Origin of the sequence: Cloacibacterium normanense, from assembly GCF_003860565.1 — a bacterium.
GTDB lineage: Bacteria > Bacteroidota > Bacteroidia > Flavobacteriales > Weeksellaceae > Cloacibacterium > Cloacibacterium normanense.
This window is the reverse complement of record NZ_CP034157.1, coordinates 2,132,100-2,153,623: the sequence shown is the minus strand read 5'-3', so window position 1 is coordinate 2,153,623 and position 21,524 is coordinate 2,132,100. Positions and strand designations below refer to the sequence as shown.

Sequence of the window (21,524 nt, the reverse complement as noted above, 5' to 3'; positions counted from 1 at the left end):
CGAAATGAAATGGGAATGAATTTGGCTTTTCGGGAAGCGACTGGCGACAGCACGAAATTGGCGCCAAAAAAAATAAAAATTTAACTAATTTTTAAGAAATATTGAATCTTGTTTTTCCGTTATTGATAAAAAGAATTTAATGATTTATTTTTCCTAATTAGTTTTTATAGTTTATTATTTGAGCAACGCCCCGAATTTTCGAAGAAAATTCGGGGCGTGTTTATAGGAATGAATTAAGGAAACGCAATGATAAATAGAAAATTAATGATATTTTTGTACAGAAAATTTGAGATATGTATAAAACTTCTACTTTTAGGCTTCATTTGATTGTTTTTTTATGGGGATTTACTGCTATTTTGGGAAAACTGATTCATGCGAATGCAGAAGTTTTGGTTTTTTACAGAATGCTTTTTGCATCGTTTTTTCTCTATTTATTCATTAGGATTATCAAAAAAGACAGCATAAAAGTTTCTAAGAAATTGCTCTTAAAATTAGTAGGAATAGGAAGTTTAATGGCATTTCACTGGTTGTTTTTCTTCAGTTCTATTAAGGTTTCTAATGTATCTATTGCGCTGAGTTGTCTGGGAACATCTACCTTGTTTGCCGCACTACTAGAACCTCTTATTTTTAAAAGAAAAATAGACGTATCGGAGATTGTGATGGGAATAGTAATTGTGATTTGTATTTCCTTAATTTTCAAAGTAGAATTTCAATATAAACTAGGGATTATTTACGGTTTAATTTGCGCTTTACTTGGAACGATTTTTTCAGTTTTTAACGGAAAATTATATGGCAAAACATCATCTGGGAATATTATTTTCTATGAAATTTTCGGAGGTTTTCTGGTGATTAGTTTGTATTACGTTTTTTCTGGTCAAATTTCACAAATTGGCGAAATAAGTTACCGTGATTTAGCGTTATTAACTTTATTGGCGAGTGTTTTTACAGCATATCCTATGTTTGAGTCAGTGAATCTGATGAAGTATATTTCACCGTTTACCTTGATTCTTACAGTAAATTTAGAGCCTATTTATGGAATTATATTGGCTTTTTTTATCTTTGGAGAATCAGAAAAAATGAGTGCTGTTTTTTATGGAGCTTCTTTGGTCATGATTTTGGCAATTGTTATTAACGGAGTCATTAAAGCCAGAAAAAAATCCAAAGAAATAGCAATAGAAAACACTCAAGAGTGATATTATACAAATTTGATGAAAAAATATTTACTTCTTTTAACCTTTTTGTCAGTTATTGGCAACGCACAAATCGTAAGAAAATATTCTAACGAATTTCTCAATATTGGAGCTGGCGCCAGAGGTTTAGCAATGGGAGGCGCTGTGATTTCTAATCAGAATGATGTCTATGCTCCGATGTGGAATCCAGCTGGTTTAACCGAAGTAGAAAGTGATTGGCAAGGCGCAGCAATGCACGCAGAATATTTCGAATCTATTGCGAAATACGATTATATTTCTTTTACCAAAGCGCTCGATTCTAAAGATGGCGTTTTGGGAATTTCTATTGTGAGATTGGGTGTGGATAATATTTTGAACACTACTCAGATGATAGACTCTGAAGGAAATATTGATTATGATAAAATTTCTAAATTTTCCACTTCAGATTACGCGGGAATTATTTCTTATGCTTTTCGTCCTGGTGGAAACCAAAAATTAAGCGTGGGAATTAATGCCAAAATCGTTTATCGAAATATTGGGAAATTTGCCAATGGTTTTGGTTTTGGGTTTGATGTAGGAACGATTTATCGTGCAGATTCTGGTTACCAATTTGGAGCTATGCTGAGAGATGCCACTACTACGGTTAATTTTTGGAGCATCAACCAAAAAGAATTGTCAGCAGTAGTAAACGGAGAAGAATTCAATCCCGCTCCGAAAGATAAAATGGAAATTACCATGCCTAAACTGAATCTAGGCGTTTCTAAAAATTTTGAAATCAACAGAGATTTAGAATTATTGCCAGAAGCTGGTCTTAATGTAGATTTTGCCAAAACCGCCGCAGTCATTTCTACCGATTTTGCAAGTATTTCGCCTTATTTGGGTGCGGAACTCAGTTTCCAGAAAATGATTTTTGTAAGAGCTGGTCTCAATAGATTTCAAACCGTGACCGATATAGAAGACCTAAAACGCAAAGTTTCTATGCAACCAAGCGCTGGAATTGGTATCAAATACAAGGGACTTACGCTAGATTACGCCATCACCAATACTGGAATTGGCGGCAGCAATTATTTCTCGAATTTCTTTTCTCTGAAATTGGATATGAGGGATTTTAGATATTAGAAGCAACCCGTTTTCAGTTTTTAATCACGTTTTCACCTGCTTTCGCCACTCGCTTTTTTGTTTTTTTTAGATTCTTCGAATTCTCTCAGAATGACAAAAAAAAAACAAAAAGAGCTCAAACAAAGGCTCAATCAGGGCTATTTTTCACTTTCATTTCTTCGTAAGCACGTTTTTTCAGAAAATTAATTTCATTAGAACTTATTTATTTTTTACATTTACTTCACTAAAATTTCTCACAATGAAAAAATCATTTGCACTTGCTTTCTTGTTTTTCACTCTTATATTTTCCGCTCAAAATATTACCGATTACGAATACATTTATGTTCCTAAAAAGTTCAAAGATTTTGAAGCAAATGAATATAATCTCAATACCCTTTTGAAAAAATCTTTAGAAGCAAAGAAATATAAAGTAATTCAAGATGACATTGTAAATTGGCCTTTAGAATTAAGACAAAATCCTTGCAAAGTTTTAAATGCAGATTTGCTTAATGATTCTAACATGTTCAGAAACCGACTGAAATTACAGTTTTCGAATTGTGAGAAAAACGTAGTTTTTGAAACCAAAGGCACTTCTATGATTAAGGATTTCGAATTAGGATATCAAGATGCGATGGCTATTTCACTCAAAAAATTACAAAATTCTCAACCTAAAGAAATAGAAGTTTTAGCAAAACCAAAAGAAAAAACCGTAATAGAAACTGTTGTAGAAAAGCCAGTTCAGTCTGTAGTAGCTTCTCCAAATTCTGCAATTCCAGAAGTTTCTAAAAAAGCAGAAAGTTACAGAAATGGAGCAATGAGTTTCCAAAAAATTCAGATTTCTAAAGATCAATTCATTTTGGTAAGTTCTAGCAGTTCTGTTCCTTTTGCCACTTTTAAAAATACTACAAAATCAGATGTTTACAGAGTTACTTTAGAAAATGGAATTTCTACCATTGGTTACTCAGAAAACGGAAATCTAATCATAGAAATCCCAACCAGTGATGGGAATTATAAGAAAGAAGTTTTTACAACGAGATAACAAATTAATATCGATTAATATTTTTATGAAAAAATATATTATTATCCTATTACTTTTTAATATATCATTAAACGCACAAAAAATAGGTATTGTTGAAAAGTTTAAGTCTAATTTACAACACGCACATGCTTCTTTAGTTATTGGTGAAAACACAAAAGTTGTAGAAGATTTGAATTATGACATTAAGCCTCATATTGATTCAATTTTTATGAATAAAAATATTCAATTTGAAAAAATAGAAAATTTTGATTTTTCAATAATAAATGGTTATAATGGGGTTCACTTAAATTGGAATAAAGAGATTGAGGAAAAACTTAAAAAATTTTGTTTAGATAACGGAATCGATGGACTCATTCTTTTATTTTCAGTTAATGATCCAAAATATTCCATTCAGCCTAATCGAACATTATATAAACAAAATTTTGATTTTGGAATAATCACAAGTGGAGGCATAAAAAAACAACTTTATTTTTTTAATAATTTAAAGATATTATATTACACGGTCAAATCTAACAGGTTAAACTATCCAATTTTAAAAAGAGATGAATCTCTTTCAATTACACAAAATTTTAAAAAGTATGACGAATTCGTTTTTGACACAAAAACAAAAAAACTATTAAATCCAGAAAAGGCAAAAAAAGACTTTTTAAAAGATTTTTTTTATAGAATTGATGCTAGTTTTAATGAAGTGTTTAGAGAAATTAAAAAGTAAGTTTAAGAATTAAAAAACTCCCAAACTACTTTCCCTTTCTGTTTCCCAAGAATTTCTTCCAAAGTTTCTAGGTTGGCTTCTTTTACCCGTTTTACAGATTTTAGTTTTTTCAGAAGCAATTCTATGGTTTTTTCGCCCACTCCAGGGATTTCTTCCAACTCAGATTTTATGGTATTGTTGGTTCTGCGAGTTCTGTGATGTTTAACACCAAAACGGTGCGCCTCGTCTCTTACTCTTTGCAGAATTTTCAAAGTTTCAGATTTTTTATCCAAATACAACGGAATTGGATCTTCTGGAAAGAAAATTTCCTCCAAACGTTTTGCAATTCCCACAATCGTAATTTTTCCGTACAATCCCAGTAATTTCAAGCTTTTCACCGCAGAAGAAAGTTGACCTTTTCCACCGTCAATCAAAATCAATTGTGGGAGATTTTCACCTTCATCGAGCATTCTCTTGTAACGTCTGTAAATCACTTCTTCCATCGTGGCAAAATCATTTGGACCTTCCACTGTTTTTACGTGGAAAATTCTGTAATCAGATTTACTAGGTTTTCCATCTTTGAAAACGACACAAGCCGAAACAGGATTACTTCCTTGAATATTAGAATTGTCAAATCCTTCAATATGTCTAGGTTCTACTGGCATTCTGAGCAGTTTTTGCATTTCTGCCATAATTCTGTTGGTGTGTCTTTCTGGATCTACAATTTGAACTTGTTTCAGTTTTTCGAGTCTGTATTCTTTGGCGTTTTTTTCAGAAAGTTCTACAATTCGTTTCTTATCACCCACTTTTGGAACGATGAGTTTTATATTCGGAATTTCTATATTCAAATGAAAAGGAAGCAAAATTTCTTTGGATTCCGAAGCAAATTTTTGTCGGATTTCTATGAGTGCTTCTTCCAAAATTTCTTCATCGGTTTCCTCCAGCATTTTTTTGATTTCTGTAGTGAAACTTTGCACAATATTTCCGTTTCTGATTTTAAAGAAATTCACATAAGCTGCGGTTTCATCACTCGTCATTCCGAAAACATCTACATCATCTATATTTGGATTTACAACCGTATTTCTCGCCTGGTAATCTTCTAAAATATCTAATCTTTCTTTTACATTTTGTGCTGCTTCAAACTCTAAATTGGCAGCAAAACGAAACATTTCGTCTTCTAAATATTTCCTTGCTTTTCGGAAATCTCCTTTGATAATTCCACGGATGGCGTCTATTTTTTCATCATAACTTTCCAGACTTTCTAAGCCTTCACAAGGACCTTTGCAATTTTTGATGTGATATTCTAAGCAAACTTTATATTTTCCATCTTCAATTTTTTGGGGAGCCAAATCAAGACTGCAAGAACGAATTTTATACAAATTTTTAATCGTTTCCAATAAGATTTTAGCAGGACGAACTTTGGCGTAAGGTCCGTAATATTCACTTCCATCTTTAATGATGGTTCTGGTCAAAAAAACACGTGGGAAATTTTCGTTTTTAATACAAATCCACGGGTAGGTTTTGTCGTCTTTCAACATGACATTGTAAAATGGCTGATGTTCTTTTATCAGATTATTTTCTAATAAAAGCGCGTCATATTCAGAGTTTACAACGGTCGTTTCTAATCGTACGATTTTAGAAACCATAATTCTGGTTCTGTAACCGTTTTGATTTTTATTGAAATAAGAAAGCACTCTTTTCTTCAAATTTTTGGCTTTCCCTACATACAAAAGTTGTCCGTTTTTATCGTAATAACGGTAAACTCCGGGTTCTGAAGGAAGTGTTTTGAGTTGAAGTTCGAGGTTAGAATTCATTGAACAAAAATAGTGAAAAAGATTTGAGGTTGGCGATACGAGTTTCGAGATTTTAACGTTTCATACAACCATCTTAATTATTTTTTCTCTACTATTTTGTTTCCATTGCTTCAATATAAATCGCTTTTCCTCTTGGCAAAAGAACAGGTTCTACAAATGGTTGTTCTTCTAAAATTTTCACAGAAATGATGGCAGATTTATCCAAAAGGAGATAATCTTTTTCATCTACAAAATGTTTGTTGAGCACAATTGGCAAGAATTGGTCTGCTTTTGAAATTTTAAATTCTTTAACAATATTTCTAAAATTTAGAAATTGAGTATTTGGTTTAGTTGTAAAGATTAAAACTCCATTTTTTGCTCTATAACCATATAATCCCGTTGCTCTTTCTCCTTTTATAACATTAATACTTTCAATGTTTTGAACATTAATAGCAGAGCAATCAGAAAAAGTTGGCATTCCGTCAATTACATAAAGTACATTTTGGAAGTTATTGTTATCCCGTATTTTTACATTCTGAGAGTTGTTAGAAATAATTTTTTCAAGGTTATTTTCTTGAGCAAAACTCATTTGAGCAAAAGACAAAGCAAGGAAAAATAATAATTTTTTCATGGTATTAATTTTTTATAAAGTTACAAATAAATCAATTCGGCTCCACCGATTTTTCTGCCGAGATTTTCCATTGCAGATTGGTATAAATCAATTTGTTTTTGGTGTTTTTCTGACGGATTTCCGGTTTTAAAATCAATTATAAACCAAGCGTCATCTATTTTCACCATTCTATCTGGTCTGTAAGTTTTTCCTTCAATCATCAATTCTCTTTCGCTTAAAATTTCTTGGTTTTCAGCAAAATATTTCGGATGTTTTTCGATAATTTCAAAAATTCTTTCAGCGATTTCAGATTTTTCAGTTTCAGTAATTAATCCTTCTAAAAGATAAGATTTCAAAACTTTTTCTACATCATTTTTGGCGTTGATTTTCGCTAAAATTTCATGCGTGAAAATTCCGTTTCTTACTTTTTCGTTTCTTTCCTGATAATTTTTAGAAGGTGTTGCAATCGTAATGTTGGCAGATTTTTCGTGCTTTTGAGTGAGAGAAGAAATCTGTTGAGAAACGTGTTGTTTTTCTTCTTTCTTACTTTGTTTTTTCAAAGCATTTTCATCAATTTTAAAGACATCAAAACTGTCTAAATTTTCTGTGTTTTTAGATTTCAAGAAATCATAAATTTCAATGTTTGATGGTTTTTCTACGCCTGTTTTACTGTCTGTTCCAGGTTTTTGAACGTAAAGAAAAAGCTGTTCTACAGGTCTGGTTGTGGCTACATATTGCAAACACAATCTGTCGATGAAATTTTTGTAAGCATTTTCTTCGTTAAATTCAGAAATTTGGTCATCGTAGGTTTGTAATTTTTTGTCAAAACCACCAATATTTACCGATTTCAAAGCGGTATTTTCTTCCAAAGAAAACCAATCTTGAATTTTAGAGTCTTTATGTGCATTTTCCATCGGCAGAAAAACGATAGGGAATTCCAGACCTTTCGCTTTGTGAATGGTCATTAATTGAATGGCATCAATGTTTTCCGAAGCTTGAATGCTCGTATTTTTGCCTTCTTCCTCCCAAAAATTAAGAAAATCTTTCAAAGTTGCACCAGCATTTTGGGTGTAATTGTAGAGCAATTCTAAAAAATTGAGCAAAAAATCGGTTTCTTTATTTTTCACCGAAAATTCGTGGATGTAATATTCTATAAAATTGTACAAATTAAGATGCGGAAAATCTTCCTGTTTCAGCGCAACTCCATATTTTTCTTTGATGAAAGTTTCAATATCTTTTTTGTTTTCAATGTCTAAAATTTCTTTCATTTCTACCGAAAAATCTTGCATTGTTATTCTTCCAGATTTTTCTAATTCGTACATCATTTTCACTAAAAATCTTCTGTTTTTAGGGAAAGTTTCCCAATACAAAAACTGAATCAAAGCTCGAATCGTTCCCGAAAGTTCAAGTGTTAAACCTTTCTCTGAAATGGTTTTAATATACGTTTCTTCGCCTTTATAGTTCACTTTTAGGTTTCCCAATAATTTAGAAAAATTGAAAATATCATTATTTCCACGGCAAAGAATGGTGATGTCTGAAAACTCAAAACCATTATTAATGCACTCTTGCAAGTCTTGTTGCATTTTTTCGGTGCAATCTTGGTAATAAATTTCCTTCAAATCGTTTTCTAAAAAATGTACTTTCACTCTGCCTTCTTTTTCAGAAAAAGCGCTTTGTTCAGCATCTTTCCCGAATAATTTTGCGTGTTCTTCATTCAGGTAATTTCCGTAGAAATGGTACAATTCATTGTTGAATTTCACAATAGTTTTGGCACTTCTAAAGTTTTGTTGAAGCGTCTCAATTTCCACTTCAATTGGCGAAAAATCTTTTTTATTGATAATGTCGAGCATTATTTCTGCATTTCCACCTCTGAATCTATAAATACTTTGTTTAGGATCGCCAACTAACGTAAAACTAGAATTTTCGGTAGCGATATTGTGGTCGCGAAGCGGAAGAAAATTCATCCATTGCAACGCGGAAGTATCTTGAAATTCATCAAAAAAATAATGCTGAAACTGTGTTCCCACTTTTTCATAAATGAATGCAGAAGGTTCGTTTCGAAGGTTTTCATTAATCAAAACATTGAATTTTGAAAGCAAAACCAAATCGTTTTCATCTTCAATTTGTTGTAATTGGTCTTGAATTTCTTTATTGACTTTCAAAGGCAATAATGCTCGTAAAATTTTCTCTTTTTTCTCTCCGAGAATATAATTTTGAATAATTTTTCTGCGACTTTCAATTAAAGTTTCTAAAATTCCAAAAATTTCAGATTCTTTGTTTTTGCCTTTTCCAGAAGCACCTTTAGCAGCATTATTTAAGAATTTTTCTTCGTTTACAGGAAAAGGAAAATCTCTTTTCCCCGAAGCAAATTCAATTATTTTTTTGAAAAAACCTCCAATTCCATTCGCTCCCTGTGCAAAATCATCGATTTCTAAACCATTGTTTTTAATTAAATCTAAAGAATCTTGGGCAATTTTTTTAGAAATTTCTTTAAGTTCTTTAATTTCTTTTCTGATGTTATTTTTGGTGTTTTCGTAGGCTTTCCAATCGAAATCTTTATTTTCTTCGAGCCAATGATAATGCTTGTCGTTTACAAATTCTTTAGCAGAATCTAACAAAGTTTTATTAATGTTTACACGCTCGTTTTGGTCGAGACTGTAATTTACATAATCCAAAAAAGCTTCGGAAATTTGTTCGTCTTCGCCAATTTTATTGAGCATTTGATCCACCGCTTCAATCAAGAAAGGTTCTGGCTGAATTTCGAGGTTGAAATTCTGCGCCAAACCCAATTCGTAAGAAAAACTTCTCACCAATTTTGCATTGAATTTATCAATCGTGCCGATGTTTAAAGTAGAATAGTTGTGCAAAATATAATCCAACACTTTTTGCGAACGCTGGTGTAAATCGTCTAATGTAATTTTCTTGCCTTGTTCTTCAAATTTTTGTTGAATTCCGAGCAATTTATCGTTTTCGGCGTAGTTTTCTTGGGTAAATTCTTTGAGCCAAGAAAGAATTCTTTCCTTCATTTCGTTGGCTGCTTTATTGGTAAACGTCAATGCCAAAATATGACGAATAGCGTCTTTTTGGTAAGAATTTTCAAGGCAAATCATCAACACTCTTTGTACCAAAGTGTAGGTTTTGCCAGAACCGGCAGAAGCATTGATGGCGATGTATGGTTTCATTTTACTAATTTCTTGAAATTTTTTGGAAATAAAAAATCCGTTCAATTTTTTTGAACGGATTTTAAGTGCATTTACACAATTCTATTTCACAATAATAGTGTGACTAGGTAAAGTTTTACTCTTATAATAAGCAGCAGCGATATCTTTTATTGCATTTATTCTTGTTTTTTCTAATGAAACTGCATCGTTGTGTAATTTCATAAGTATGTCTAAATCTTTTTTTTCTTCTGCGGAAATTTTATTTTCAACTGATTTTATTAACGCATTGCTTTGTGTGTTGCATGGTGATGTGCTATCAATTTGTGTGAGATTTTCTAAAGCAAGAGAATAATTTTTTTCAGCAATTGATGCTTGAGCTTGTTTTATAAAAGAATTACAGTTTTTCTTTTGATAATTTTTATATGTTTCTAATGCTTTATTTTGAGCATTATTATAGCAAGAGGCACTTTCTGGAACCGACATTATTAGCGCTAAAGCTTCTTCATATTGTCCAGTTTTTTCTAATGAGCTTGCTCTATTAATAATAGAACTACAGTTTTGTTCATAGTATTGATTAATTTTTGATTTACTTTTTTCAATGAAGTTTGAAATTGAAGAATCATTAGAAGACAAAGAATTAATAGCATTATTAATCGCTATATCTGTAGTTTTTCCTGTTCCTTTTAAATCTTTAGAAAGAGAAGCGAAAATTTTCTGAGTCTGGTCTTGTTTTATTAAAATTTGAAGTGTGATTTTGGTAACATTAATATTTTGCATGCCACCTTCTACAATTTCATTATTATTAATTATAATATTAGGCTCTATTATTAGACCATTGTTATAACCAGAAGCTGCTATTCCGTTTTCTGCTAGAATTTGAATGAGTTTTCCTTCAACTTTTTTTAGAATACTTTGATCAAAAGTATTGAACTGATCTTCATTAAAAGATATTCCCAAATACAATTTTCCTATATCTGATTTGTTTTGAGCAAAGAAAATAAATGATACAAATAGGAAAACAAGTGATATTGTTTTTTTCATAATCTTTATTTAATAGTTATGTAAATTGTATTGCCTTTAATATCTTTTTCAACTTGTAGATTTAAGCTTCTGAAAAATTTAAAAATTTCTAATGCAAATTTATTTGGGTTATAATTTTTGCCAGTGCTATCTTTTAGTGGAATTTTCACATCATCAAAAATCATTCTTAAATCTGTGGTTCCTTGAATGTGATAGTTGTTTTTGTAAGCATTTTTTTCCATCCAAAGCTCTATTTGGTCAGATAGTGGCAGGTTTTCTGGTGCAATTTCAGAAGACATTTTTGTAGCAGAAGCTTGCGAAAAACTGATATCAACATTTACAGATTTACCGTTGTTTACAATATCTGTAAATTTGGTTTGCATTACGTTTAAAAAATCTTGCGAAATACTTTCTGCAGCTTTGGTAGTGAGTTTAGCAAAATCATCAGTATAGAATTTTCCACTTTCACCTACTTTATTAGAGAGTGAATTTCCTGTGGATGCTTCGTAAGCTGTAAGGACAAGATTTATAGAATTGCCAGATGCAGAACGATTTTCGTTTACTTCAGCTTGTACATAAACATCAGCGCCAGACATTTGAATTATTTGGTCTTTTACATCTGTTTGATTGTCTGAAGTGAAAATGTTATTATCTTTTGCAGATTTTAGTTTTGCAACAAAATCAACTGTTGTAAATCCGCGAGAGTCAAAAGCTTCTTTTATTTTGGTTAAAGCAATTCTTTTGTTTACATCGTTTTCAAGAATTGTTCTTAAATCTTCACCTTCTTTTACATAAGGGATAACCATAATTTTTGGTTGCACAGTTTGCACTTGAGGAGAATTTGTTTGCGCTTCAATTTTAGTGAAAAAAGCGAATAACAATATAATAAATGAAAACTTAAAAATATTAGTATTTGTCATTTTAATAACCGAATTTTCTGATGATTGAGTTTTGTTCTAAATCTAATCTTATAGCTTTCAAATTAATTATAATTCTATACGAGCCATTAGAATTTTTAGTAGATGAAGTAATGAAAGATTTATATCTGTTTTCTTGGAAAAAATCTTTGAAATATTCAGGAAATTTTTTTTGAGTTTCAGTTTCTGAAGTATTAATTAATGGGATTGTTTGACTGCTATTTGGAAATCCTCTGAAAAGTAACTGATGAATAGCAATATATTCTGGATTTTTTGCATTTACATCAATAATGACAGCATTTTCTGTAGATTCAATAATTTGCGTGTTTGAAATAGTGTTTGCTGACTTACAATTTATCACAAAACTGAAAATACAAAAAAGGAATAGTTTATAATATTTCATTTTATTTTTTTATAGTTAGTGTACATTCTAGCTTCTTTTGTTCAGAAAAATTAGATAAAATTATCGGAGAATATTTTTTGTTGGTAACAGTTGCTTCACTAAAACTTTCGCCTGCTAAATTTTCAATTTCAATAGTTCCAATTTTTGTTGGGTAGTTTTGTCCGTCAATTAATTCTATAGATTCTACAGTTAATGTGTCTCCTATTTTTAGTCCAACATTTTTTCCAATATTCAAAAGTACTTTTATATATTTAGTGTCTTCAGAGTTAAGTATTTTTATGATTTTTCCCTTTATAGGGAAATTCATTTTAAAGTATTGATTGATTTCTTCCTGAATAGAATTCATTGCGTATTGTACAGCACTTTCTGCTGATAGCATTAATTCACTTGCTTTTCCTTCAAAACTTGTAGCGTCAGTACTCAAGCCAGTTGCAACGTCTACTATTTTCATTTGAAAGGCTACACTTGCTTTATATCCAGTAATCTCGCCAACTGAATTTTTTATTGCATACACAGGGATTTTCGTGATGTGACCAGTTATTATTTTTTCTGCAGCTAAACTTGCGCCTTGTTCTACAACGTTTTTACTGTCTAAAAAAGCTTCTGATTTTTGAAGTTCTAATTCCTCTTTTACTTTATCGGAACTAGTCCTATCAACGACCCTGAATCTTTTTGTGTTAGTGAGCATTTCAACAACTTTTTCAGTAACTAATTTGACAAAACGTGGGTTTTCATCACAAGTAAATGCAGCAACACCTACAACAGGTCTTTCGTCTTGTTGTGAAAAAAATGACTGTACTAATAATAGTAAAAAAGTTAAAATAAAATATTTTTTCATTTATAGATTATTTCCTGAGGATATTGTACCTATTATATTTTTAATAGCTTTAGCTTGGAAAAGAGACTCTTCTCCTAATAGAGATATTGCCGTTTTAGCATAGTTTAGAGATGACAGAATCTTGGGTAATTTCAATGGGTTTTTAATGCTTGAGGTTTCGCTAGTAACATTGGGAACAAGAGCACTTATTTCTTGTATTTTTTGTGTTTGTTTAAGTATTCTTGTAGCTAGTTCTTTGCATTCTTCTAAACTAGGTTTTTTTATTGTTACATCTGCTACTCCATCTTTTGTCTCACCAATTGATCTATAATATAAATTTTGCAGAAGAGGAGTAATATTAGTTGATTCTAAAGCCACTTCCCCTATATTTACTGTTAAATTATCTAATGATGCTACAGAAGTAGATTTAGGAGATTCAAGTTTTGAAATTTTTTCAATTCTTTCTATTGATTGTGCTATTTCTTCTTTTGTTTGTCCATTTAAAAAGTTAGCTCCAATAAGTACAATACTCAAAAATGTAATAAATTTTTTCATAGTAAAATATTTTTGTAAAAATAAAGATGGAAAAAAAAAGCACATTACGGTTTTCCGTATTTTTGATAAAAAATAAATAGTATTTTATATAAAAAAATCCGTTCAATTTTTTTGAACGGATTTTAAAATTTATTGTTTTAGCGACACGCTGTTACATCATTCCTGGCATTCCTCCTCCCATTGGTGGCATAGCACCTTCAGGTTTTGGTACTTCTGTGATTACACATTCTGTAGTTAATAGCATTCCTGATACAGAAGCAGCGTTTTCTAAAGCAACTCTGGTTACTTTAGTTGGGTCTATAATTCCTGCTTCTAGCATATTTACATATTCATCAGTTTTAGCATTATAACCGAAATCTTCGCTTCCTTCTGCTACTTTAGCAACGATTACAGAACCTTCACCACCTGCATTTGCAACGATTTGTCTCAATGGTTCTTCGATGGCTCTTTTCACGATTTTGATACCAGTAGATTCATCTTGATTAGCTCCAGAAAGGTTGTCTAGTGCAGAAATTGCTCTTACTAAAGCAACACCACCACCAGCTACAATTCCTTCTTCTACTGCAGCTCTAGTTGCGTGAAGCGCATCATCAACTCTGTCTTTTTTCTCTTTCATTTCTACTTCAGAAGCAGCACCTACATACAATACAGCAACACCTCCAGCTAATTTAGCCAATCTTTCTTGCAATTTTTCTTTATCATAATCAGAAGTAGTAGATTCCATTTGAGCTTTAATTTGGTTTACTCTACCTTTGATTTCTTCTTCGTTACCAGCTCCGTTTACGATGGTTGTATTGTCTTTATCGATAGTTACTTTTTCTGCTCTACCTAACATTTCAATCGTAACATTGTCCATATTGAAACCTCTTTCTTCAGAAACAACTTGTCCGCCAGTTAAGATAGCGATGTCTTCTAACATTGCTTTTCTTCTGTCTCCGAAACCTGGAGCTTTAACGGCAGCAATTTTAAGAGAACCTCTTAATTTGTTTACTACCAAAGTTGCTAAAGCTTCGCCTTCTACTTCTTCAGAAATAATTAAAAGAGATTTTCCTTGTTGAGCAACTGGTTCTAGAACTGGTAATAATTCTTTCATTGAAGAGATTTTTTTCTCAACCAAAAGAATATAAGGATTGTCTAATTCAGCCACCATTTTCTCAGCATTAGTTACGAAATATGGAGATTGGTAACCTCTATCGAATTGCATACCTTCTACTACATCTACAGTAGTATCAGTACCTTTTGCTTCTTCTACAGTGATTACACCTTCTTTACCTACTTTTGAGAACGCTTCAGCGATTAATGAACCGATAGTATCGTCATTATTTGCAGAAATAGAAGCTACTTGTCTGATTTTTTCAGCAGAATCACCTACAGATTGAGATTGAGATTTAAGATTTTCTACAACAGCAGTTACTGCTTTGTCGATTCCTCTTTTTAAATCCATAGGATTAGCACCAGCAGCTACGTTTTTAAGACCTTCTCTTACGATAGCCTGAGCTAAAACTGTAGCAGTAGTAGTTCCGTCACCAGCAATATCATTGGTTTTAGAAGCTACTTCTTTCACCATTTGAGCACCCATATTTTCTACTTTATCTTCTAGCTCAATTTCTTTAGCTACAGAAACCCCATCTTTAGTTACGTGAGGAGCACCAAAAGCTTTTTCAATCACTACGTTTCTTCCTTTAGGACCTAAAGTTACTTTTACTGCATTTGCTAATGCATCAACACCTCTTTTTAGAGCGTCTCTTGATTCAATATCGAATTTAATTTCTTTTGCCATAATTTTTAGATTTTAAGTTACTAGACACAAGAGCCTAGATTTTTAAATTTTTTAAAATTTCTTGATTCTTGGATTAGCCAATGATTCCTAATAAATCACTTTCTCTTACAATTAAATAATCTTTACCGTCTAGTTTTAATTCTGAACCGGCATATTTACCGTAAAGAACTCTATCGCCAACTTTTACAGTCATTGGTTCGTCTGGTTTTCCGTTGCCAACAGCAACTACAGTTCCTTCTTGTGGTTTTTCTTTTGCGGTATCAGGGATAATGATTCCTGAAGCTGTTTTAGTTTCTGCTTGTACAGGTTCTACTAAAACTCTGTCTGCTAATGGTTTAAAATTTACTGACATATGTATAATTATTTTTAAATTTTCTGTGATGGAATTCTCCAATTTTGTGCCAATGGCAATTCTGCATTATAAATTGAAAATTGAGAGATAATTTGGCAGATTTTTCTCAAATTGGAGTGAAATTTTGGCAGAAAAAAGCCACTCAATTTTGTGAGTGGCTTCAGGGTTATATCAATTATTTAAGGTTTAATTTTTCTTTCCTGCGGCTTGCATTGGGTTTACCATTCCAGCAGCAGCTCCTCTTCTTCTGTTTTCTTGGTTCTGTTTGAACACTTGGAATTTAGAAGTGCTTTCTGGTGTAACTTTATCAGCGGTCCATAGGTTATTAGTGGTGTCAATATCGGCAGTTTCTAACATTGGGTCTAATTGAATTGACTTTAATTTTTTGTCAAAATAGTATGTTTTAGAAACTTTTTTCTCGTCTGATCTCCAGATTTGCGCTGGGATTTTGTCATTTAATTTAGTTCCATCTTCGAAAGTGAATTCTAAAATAAGAGGCATTACCATTCCTCCTTTGTTAGAGAAGTCAATTTGGTAGCCTGTGATATTTTTTAGACTTTCTCTTTCTTTAGTGTCAAGATTTTTCGGAGCGTCACCTTTTATGGTGTATTCTTTTTGAGTGTCTACTTTTTCTAAACCTCTTGCGTATCTCCAGTAGAAATCTCTTAAAGATTGGTCTTCATCAGTTTTGAAAGTAATTTTCTTATCTTCTTTATTTCTGATTTTAGAAATATCTTCGAAGTCATTTACTTCTGGTTCGTCTACTTTGTATTTAAAATCTCTAGCCTGAGGTTTCCCATCAAAATCTGGAGTTGCAACAGTAACTTTGTCTATGGCGATATCTACTGCATCTGTGCTGTAGAACCATCCTCTCCAGAACCAATCTAAATCTTCTCCAGACGCATCTTCCATCGTTCTGAATAAATCTGCAGGTTCTGGATGTCTGAACGCCCATCTTTTAGAATATGTCTTGAAAGCTTTGTCAAAAAGTTCTCTTCCCATGATGGTTTCTCTCAAAATATTAAGACCAGTTGCAGGTTTTGCGTAAGCATTCGGACCGAAATGAATAATGTTTTCAGAGTTGGTCATGATAGGCTCTAATTGGTCTTTTGGCAATTTCATGTAGTTCACAATGGTGTGAGCTGGTCCTCTTCTTGAAGGGAATTTATTATCCCAAAGTTCTTCGGTAAGATATTCTACAAAAGTATTAAGACCTTCATCCATCCAAGACCATTGTCTTTCGTCTGAATTGATAATCATTGGGAAAAAATTATGTCCTACTTCGTGGATGATTACTCCAATCATTCCGTTTTTAATTCCTTCTGAATAGGTTCCGTCTTTTTCTGTTCTACCGTAGTTGAAACAAATCATAGGATATTCCATACCGTTTGATGCTTCTATAGATTGAGCTACTGGATATGGATATGGAATCGTGAATTCTGAATATGTTTTAATCGTATGAGCTACTGCTTTAGTAGAATATTTTCTGTATAAATTGTATGCTTCTTTAGGATAAAGACTCATACACATTACTTTATTATTATTTTCTTCAATCAATTGAGGCATTGCGTCCCAAATAAATTTTCTAGAAGAAGTCCAAGCGAAATCTCTTACATTTTCTGCTTCGAAAGTCCAAGTTTTTCTGTTTTTTGATTTAGATTTTTCTGCTTTTTTAGCTTCATCTAGTGTAACGATTTCTATTGGTTCTTTAGTATTTTGCGCTTTTTGCCATCTTGCAAATTGTTCAGCGGTTAAAACTTCTGAGAAATTTTTTCCAGAACCTGTAGAAGCTACAATATGATCAGCAGGAACATTCATTTTTACTTTGAAATTTCCAAAAGTAAGGGTGAATTCTCCACGACCTGTAAATTGGTGATTTTGCCAACCTTGATTGTCCGAATATACACAAAGTCTAGGATACCATTGTGTCATGGTAAAAAGGTGGTTGCCATCTTCTGGGAAGAATTCATAACCGCCTCTTCCTCCTTGCTTCATTCTATCTGGAATGTTATAATTCCAATCGATTTTAAATTTAAAAGTTTCCCCTTTTTTTAATTTTTTAGGTAAATCTATTCTCATCATGGTTTTATTAACCACATAAGAAAGCGCATTACCATTCGCATCTGTTACTTTTTCTAAATTAATCCCGAAACCATTATCTTTTACGGGTAATTCAGTAGCTTTTAATCTATCAGATGAAATTTGTTTAGCTAGAGTAGAAGAAGATTGATAACCAGCATCTTTAGTGTTGCTGGTGTCATTCTCATCTAATTGTAACCAAAGATATTCTAATTCGTCTGGTGAGTTGTTGTAATAAGTAATTGTTTCTGAGCCTTTTAAGTTAAGTTTTTCCTCGTCTAGATATGCATTGATTTCATAATCAGCACGTTGTTGCCAATATTCATGACCAGGTGCTCCAGAAGCAGTTCTGTAACTGTTTGGCGTAGGTAAAATGGTTCCTAATTGCTCGAATTTATTCCCATGATTGCTCCCAGGATTATTCTGGTGATTTTGGGCGGAAGTACTTACGAAAGCGTAAAGAAAAACAAAAATACTTAGAACTTTTTTCATTGTAAATTTTTAATTTTTATCGATTTGTCAACAAATATAAAAATTTGTTACAACTGAGCGTGTTTTTTTACAAAAAATAACTGTTAACGTAGTTTTATGCAGATAAAATTGGTTAAGGAATCCTTTCTAAAGCCATTTTTAGTGCAAAAATGAAGATAGGAACAGATATAATGTAAATCCAAATTTTATTAGAAAGTTTCAGAACTTCCGAGAAAATGTAATGTATAAATAGTGCGATAGCTACTACTATAATTTGCCCTAGTTCAAGTCCCACGTTAAATCCAAATAACGGTAAAGTAATATCTTGTTCACTTGCGAGCATCATTCTTACAGAATTGGCAAATCCCATTCCGTGAATTAAACCGAATAATAAAGCTAAATAATAATTCAGTTGAATGAGTTTTTTCTCGTTTTTAGAAAAAATAATGTTGTCTAAAGCAGTGAAGACGATAGTGCAAGGAATTAAAAATTCTACCCAATCAGAAGGAAATCTGAATACATCTAATGCGCTTAAAACCAAGGTCAAAGAATGCCCAATCGTAAAAGCAGTTACTAGAATTAAAACTTTTTTCCAATCTCTAAAACTGAAAATAGCAATGAGTGCCAAAATAAATAATTGATGATCTAAAGCGTCTTTTGAGATGATGTGTTCCCAACCTAATTGTAAATAAAATAAAAAATCTTGCATGTTTTAAAATTTGAGTTACGAAAATAATGATTAATTTCGGAACGGATTTTGAAATAATGAACGCATGAAAAAATTCTTCTTACTTTTTACTTTTTTGTTGACTTTTGTAGTTTCGGCGAAACCTATTCATCCTTATCATGTAGGTTCGGTGGAAATTAATTATAATGCTAAAACCAAAACTTTTGAGATTTCTGCCAAATTTTTCTTAGACGATTTAGAAAATAGTCTTAATGCTAAGTATAATAAAACGTTACACTTTGGCGAGGAAAAAAGTAAAGCAGGATTAGACCAAGCTCTAGAAAATTATTTTGCAGAATATTTTAAATTGAAATCAAATAATAAATTCCTGAAAATCAATTATTTAGGTTTTGAAGAGGATAAAGAATCTGTAAATGTTTATTTAGAATCTGAAGCGACAGAAATTCCTAAGAAAGTAGAAACCGCAGTGAGTTTATTGTATAGTTTTTTTGATGATCAAATGAACATAGTGCACATTATTGTAAATGGCGAACGAAAAAGTTCTAAACTAAACTATCCGGATCGATATCTGTATCAGATTTTTTAAAATTATCATTCAGAGAGATACAGAACTGATGTAAATCTGGGAAAAATTCTTCGTAGCAAGAGCGCAAAAACTCTTTGTGATGCTGGAAAAATCCATATACAGGAATAGAATTGTCCAGATATTTTGCTTTATTCAAGACATTATTAATGCTGTATTCCATTCCCCAATCAAAACGATAATTATAGAGCCAATTGTCTTTTTCCATTCTAGGAAGTACTTTTCTGAAATTTTCAGGTAGAATGGCTTCATATTTATTGAGAACTTGGTAAACATGAGCGGTAAAATCCCGCCATTCTTTGGCAGATTTTACATTTTTATCATTGGCTAAAAAATAATCAAAAACCACATCTACAAAAGCACCAGAATACAACCTCACAATCGGTTGAAAAACGGTTTTCGCTTCTAAAACTTTTGGGTGAACATCCGTAAAAGCATCAATAGCTCTATGCAAAGTAATTCCTTGCTGAATTCCGTCTGATAAGTGATTTCGACTTTTATTTTTGATGAAATCACCAATCAAATTCCCCACGATTTGCTCGTCGGTAAAAGAAAGGTAAGTATGTGCAAGGAAATTCATTTAGTCTAGAATTGTCTATTAAAGTTATTAATTATTATTTTCAAATTTAAAAAAATTATTAATTACAAGTCTCGAAAATATAATGCCGAGAATAATACTGACTATAATAAAAATAATTAAATGATTACTATTTGGTTCAGGGCCTACATGATGCATAATGTTATCCATATATAAAAATTTCATCCAAAATGGAGGAGTTCCTGCTTCTGGAGAATGATAGGTACAAGCATCTGGAAATGGTAATTTTGGAGAAATTATATAAAAATCTAGATACCCAATTAATACTCCACAAATTATTGTAAAAATTGGAATGAAAAGCCAATAAAGAAAATATTTTTTCATTTTTAGAATTCTTTAAAAAAGTTTTTCGTGGAACTCTTCTATTTTACTCACTTCTTCTATTCTAATCCCGAATTTTCTTTTAGGAATTTTGTTGAGGTTGGAAACAAAAATCTTTTCGTAACCCAATTTTTCAGCTTCCGAAATTCTTTGCTCAATTTGAGGAATCGGTCTAATTTCTCCACTCAAACCTATTTCACCTGCAAAACAATATTTCTCCGAAATAGCTAAATCTTCGTTGCTGCTTAAAACAGCTGCAATTACCGCCAAATCAAGTGCAGGATCATCAGTTTTTATTCCACCGGTAATGTTCAGGAAAACGTCTTTTGCGCCCAACATAAAACCTGCGCGTTTTTCTAAAACAGCAAGAAGCATATTTAATCTTTTGCTATCAAAACCAGTACAGCTACGTTGAGGAGTTCCGTAAACAGCAGTGGAAACCAAAGCTTGAATTTCTAGAAGCATAGGCCTGTTTCCTTCCAAAGTAACGGCAACTGCATTCCCAGAAAGTTCTTCAAATTTTTTGGTGATTAAGATTTCCGAAGGATTTTTAATTTCTTTTAAACCTTGAGTCACCATTTCATAAATTCCTATTTCTTGAGTAGAACCAAAACGGTTTTTCTGAGCTCTTAGCAATCTGAAAAGGTGATTTCTGTCTCCGTCAAAATTAAGAACTACGTCTACCATGTGTTCTAGAACTTTCGGCCCAGCAATTTGTCCGTCTTTTGTAATGTGACCTACTAAAATAACGGGAATATTTTTTTCTTTGGCAAATTTTATCAATTCTCCAGAACATTCTCTAATCTGTGAAACCGTTCCTGCAGCACTTTCTAGCAATTGAGATTGTAAAGTTTGAATAGAATCTACAATCATCAAATCTGGCTGAAGATTTTTGGCTTCCATCAATATTTTTTCGATAGAAGTTTCGGTATAAAGGAAACAATTTGGGTTTTGAACATCCGTAATTCTGTCGGCACGCATTTTAATTTGCGAAGCACTTTCTTCGCCAGAAACATACAGAATTTTCTTCTTCATCTTTAAGGCGAGTTGTAGTAGAAGCGTAGATTTACCAATTCCAGGTTCTCCACCAATGAGAATAACAGAGCCTAGAACAATTCCGCCTCCTAAAACACGGTTTAGTTCTTCTGAAACAGTTTTCAGTCGAATTTCTGTTCCTGTTTCTACTTCGGTAATGTTGATGATTTTTTGTTTCCCGCTTCCTAGAATATCATAGTGAGAAGATTTTTTTTCTACGATTTCTTCTACTAGAGTATTCCACTCTCCACAGTTTTTGCATTGTCCGTGCCATTGTGGATATTGCGTTCCACATTTTTGACAATAGTATGCTGTTTTTATTTTTGCCACAGATTTATAATTGA

The 21,524-nt window shown here is 32.1% G+C and carries 20 protein-coding genes; 5 read left to right on the top strand and 15 right to left on the bottom strand.

Features of this window, described 5'->3' with window-relative positions:
* Positions 1-293 precede the first annotated feature (293 nt).
* The 4 genes from EB819_RS09830 (at position 294) to EB819_RS09815 (ending at position 4,018) form a co-directional block, all read left to right on the top strand.
* Entirely contained in the window at positions 294-1,193 is a 900-nt protein-coding gene (locus EB819_RS09830; RefSeq protein ID WP_069800517.1) for a DMT family transporter, read from the top strand.
* A gap of 15 nt (positions 1,194-1,208) precedes the next feature.
* Positions 1,209-2,288 carry a putative type IX sorting system protein PorV2 gene (locus EB819_RS09825; protein WP_185097646.1) on the top strand — a complete coding sequence of 360 codons (1,080 nt, stop codon included), beginning with the start codon at positions 1,209-1,211 and terminating at the stop codon, positions 2,286-2,288.
* 238 nt (positions 2,289-2,526) lie between these two features.
* Positions 2,527-3,306, top strand: coding sequence for a hypothetical protein (locus EB819_RS09820; RefSeq protein WP_069800520.1), 780 nt, complete (start codon positions 2,527-2,529; stop codon positions 3,304-3,306).
* A 25-nt stretch (positions 3,307-3,331) separates the two neighbouring features.
* Entirely contained in the window at positions 3,332-4,018 is a 687-nt protein-coding gene (locus EB819_RS09815; protein ID WP_074650842.1) for a hypothetical protein, read from the top strand.
* 2 nt (positions 4,019-4,020) lie between these two features.
* Here EB819_RS09815 and uvrC read toward each other — a convergent pair whose 3' ends face one another.
* The 12 genes from uvrC to EB819_RS09755 all read right to left on the bottom strand — a co-directional run bounded on the left by uvrC (position 4,021) and on the right by EB819_RS09755 (position 18,664).
* A complete protein-coding gene (gene uvrC / locus EB819_RS09810) occupies positions 4,021-5,811 on the bottom strand; it encodes an excinuclease ABC subunit UvrC (protein ID WP_069800523.1) in 1,791 nt (596 codons plus the stop codon).
* Positions 5,812-5,902: 91 nt separating this feature from the next.
* Positions 5,903-6,421 (bottom strand): TonB-dependent receptor plug domain-containing protein, encoded by a 519-nt coding sequence (locus EB819_RS09805; protein WP_069800525.1) that lies wholly within the window; start codon positions 6,419-6,421, stop codon positions 5,903-5,905.
* A gap of 20 nt (positions 6,422-6,441) precedes the next feature.
* Positions 6,442-9,582: a UvrD-helicase domain-containing protein gene (locus EB819_RS09800; RefSeq protein ID WP_069800800.1), complete on the bottom strand. Its 3,141-nt coding sequence runs from the start codon at positions 9,580-9,582 to the stop codon at positions 6,442-6,444.
* Between the two features lie 81 nt (positions 9,583-9,663).
* Positions 9,664-10,602, bottom strand: coding sequence for a hypothetical protein (locus EB819_RS09795; RefSeq protein ID WP_069800527.1), 939 nt, complete (start codon positions 10,600-10,602; stop codon positions 9,664-9,666).
* Between the two features lie 5 nt (positions 10,603-10,607).
* Positions 10,608-11,387 (bottom strand): DUF6175 family protein, encoded by a 780-nt coding sequence (locus EB819_RS09790; protein WP_245993134.1) that lies wholly within the window; start codon positions 11,385-11,387, stop codon positions 10,608-10,610.
* 115 nt (positions 11,388-11,502) lie between these two features.
* Positions 11,503-11,901 (bottom strand): hypothetical protein, encoded by a 399-nt coding sequence (locus EB819_RS09785; protein WP_124878748.1) that lies wholly within the window; start codon positions 11,899-11,901, stop codon positions 11,503-11,505.
* A gap of 1 nt (position 11,902) precedes the next feature.
* Positions 11,903-12,739 (bottom strand): LpoB-related protein, encoded by an 837-nt coding sequence (locus tag EB819_RS09780; RefSeq protein ID WP_069800533.1) that lies wholly within the window; start codon positions 12,737-12,739, stop codon positions 11,903-11,905.
* Complete coding sequence (locus EB819_RS09775) at positions 12,740-13,273, bottom strand: hypothetical protein (RefSeq protein WP_069800535.1); 534 nt, start codon at positions 13,271-13,273, stop codon at positions 12,740-12,742.
* 151 nt (positions 13,274-13,424) lie between these two features.
* On the bottom strand, positions 13,425-15,053 hold the full coding sequence (gene groL, locus EB819_RS09770) for a chaperonin GroEL (protein ID WP_069800537.1): 1,629 nt from the start codon (positions 15,051-15,053) through the stop codon (positions 13,425-13,427).
* Between the two features lie 73 nt (positions 15,054-15,126).
* Positions 15,127-15,405: a co-chaperone GroES gene (locus EB819_RS09765; RefSeq protein WP_069800539.1), complete on the bottom strand. Its 279-nt coding sequence runs from the start codon at positions 15,403-15,405 to the stop codon at positions 15,127-15,129.
* 186 nt (positions 15,406-15,591) lie between these two features.
* The gene (locus EB819_RS09760) at positions 15,592-17,976 is read right to left on the bottom strand and encodes a M1 family metallopeptidase (protein WP_069800541.1); all 2,385 of its coding nucleotides are present in this window, start codon (positions 17,974-17,976) and stop codon (positions 15,592-15,594) included.
* Positions 17,977-18,088: 112 nt separating this feature from the next.
* Positions 18,089-18,664: a HupE/UreJ family protein gene (locus EB819_RS09755; protein ID WP_069800543.1), complete on the bottom strand. Its 576-nt coding sequence runs from the start codon at positions 18,662-18,664 to the stop codon at positions 18,089-18,091.
* Positions 18,665-18,728: 64 nt separating this feature from the next.
* Here EB819_RS09755 and EB819_RS09750 point away from each other — a divergent pair, with 64 nt between their 5' ends.
* On the top strand, positions 18,729-19,229 hold the full coding sequence (locus EB819_RS09750; RefSeq protein WP_069800544.1) for a DUF6702 family protein: 501 nt from the start codon (positions 18,729-18,731) through the stop codon (positions 19,227-19,229).
* Here EB819_RS09750 and EB819_RS09745 read toward each other — a convergent pair.
* From EB819_RS09745 to radA, 3 genes are read right to left on the bottom strand one after another with little or no spacing between them, the layout of a single operon-like run.
* Positions 19,186-19,806 (bottom strand): acyl carrier protein phosphodiesterase, encoded by a 621-nt coding sequence (locus EB819_RS09745; protein WP_069800546.1) that lies wholly within the window; start codon positions 19,804-19,806, stop codon positions 19,186-19,188. The two genes, EB819_RS09750 and EB819_RS09745, sit on opposite strands and share 44 nt — an antisense overlap.
* A gap of 27 nt (positions 19,807-19,833) precedes the next feature.
* Positions 19,834-20,148: a hypothetical protein gene (locus EB819_RS09740; RefSeq protein WP_069800548.1), complete on the bottom strand. Its 315-nt coding sequence runs from the start codon at positions 20,146-20,148 to the stop codon at positions 19,834-19,836.
* A 12-nt stretch (positions 20,149-20,160) separates the two neighbouring features.
* On the bottom strand, positions 20,161-21,510 hold the full coding sequence (gene radA / locus EB819_RS09735; protein ID WP_069800550.1) for a DNA repair protein RadA: 1,350 nt from the start codon (positions 21,508-21,510) through the stop codon (positions 20,161-20,163).
* Positions 21,511-21,524: the final 14 nt, after the last annotated feature.

Bases quoted from the DNA above. Each gene is read 5' to 3' on its own strand.
- EB819_RS09750 (WP_069800544.1), top strand. From the start codon at position 18,729: ATGAAAAAATTCTTCTTACTTTTTACTTTTTTGTTGACTTTTGTAGTT.
- EB819_RS09790 (WP_245993134.1), bottom strand. From the start codon at position 11,387: ATGGTTATCCCTTATGTAAAAGAAGGTGAAGATTTAAGAACAATTCTT.
- uvrC (WP_069800523.1), bottom strand. From the start codon at position 5,811: ATGAATTCTAACCTCGAACTTCAACTCAAAACACTTCCTTCAGAACCC.
- EB819_RS09805 (WP_069800525.1), bottom strand. From the start codon at position 6,421: ATGAAAAAATTATTATTTTTCCTTGCTTTGTCTTTTGCTCAAATGAGT.
- EB819_RS09815 (WP_074650842.1), top strand. From the start codon at position 3,332: ATGAAAAAATATATTATTATCCTATTACTTTTTAATATATCATTAAAC.
- EB819_RS09795 (WP_069800527.1), bottom strand. From the start codon at position 10,602: ATGAAAAAAACAATATCACTTGTTTTCCTATTTGTATCATTTATTTTC.
- EB819_RS09765 (WP_069800539.1), bottom strand. From the start codon at position 15,405: ATGTCAGTAAATTTTAAACCATTAGCAGACAGAGTTTTAGTAGAACCT.
- EB819_RS09830 (WP_069800517.1), top strand. From the start codon at position 294: ATGTATAAAACTTCTACTTTTAGGCTTCATTTGATTGTTTTTTTATGG.
- EB819_RS09745 (WP_069800546.1), bottom strand. From the start codon at position 19,806: ATGAATTTCCTTGCACATACTTACCTTTCTTTTACCGACGAGCAAATC.
- EB819_RS09825 (WP_185097646.1), top strand. From the start codon at position 1,209: ATGAAAAAATATTTACTTCTTTTAACCTTTTTGTCAGTTATTGGCAAC.
- EB819_RS09775 (WP_069800535.1), bottom strand. From the start codon at position 13,273: ATGAAAAAATTTATTACATTTTTGAGTATTGTACTTATTGGAGCTAAC.
- groL (WP_069800537.1), bottom strand. From the start codon at position 15,053: ATGGCAAAAGAAATTAAATTCGATATTGAATCAAGAGACGCTCTAAAA.
- EB819_RS09785 (WP_124878748.1), bottom strand. From the start codon at position 11,901: ATGAAATATTATAAACTATTCCTTTTTTGTATTTTCAGTTTTGTGATA.
- EB819_RS09800 (WP_069800800.1), bottom strand. From the start codon at position 9,582: ATGAAACCATACATCGCCATCAATGCTTCTGCCGGTTCTGGCAAAACC.
- EB819_RS09740 (WP_069800548.1), bottom strand. From the start codon at position 20,148: ATGAAAAAATATTTTCTTTATTGGCTTTTCATTCCAATTTTTACAATA.
- EB819_RS09755 (WP_069800543.1), bottom strand. From the start codon at position 18,664: ATGCAAGATTTTTTATTTTATTTACAATTAGGTTGGGAACACATCATC.
- EB819_RS09760 (WP_069800541.1), bottom strand. From the start codon at position 17,976: ATGAAAAAAGTTCTAAGTATTTTTGTTTTTCTTTACGCTTTCGTAAGT.
- EB819_RS09780 (WP_069800533.1), bottom strand. From the start codon at position 12,739: ATGAAAAAATATTTTATTTTAACTTTTTTACTATTATTAGTACAGTCA.
- EB819_RS09820 (WP_069800520.1), top strand. From the start codon at position 2,527: ATGAAAAAATCATTTGCACTTGCTTTCTTGTTTTTCACTCTTATATTT.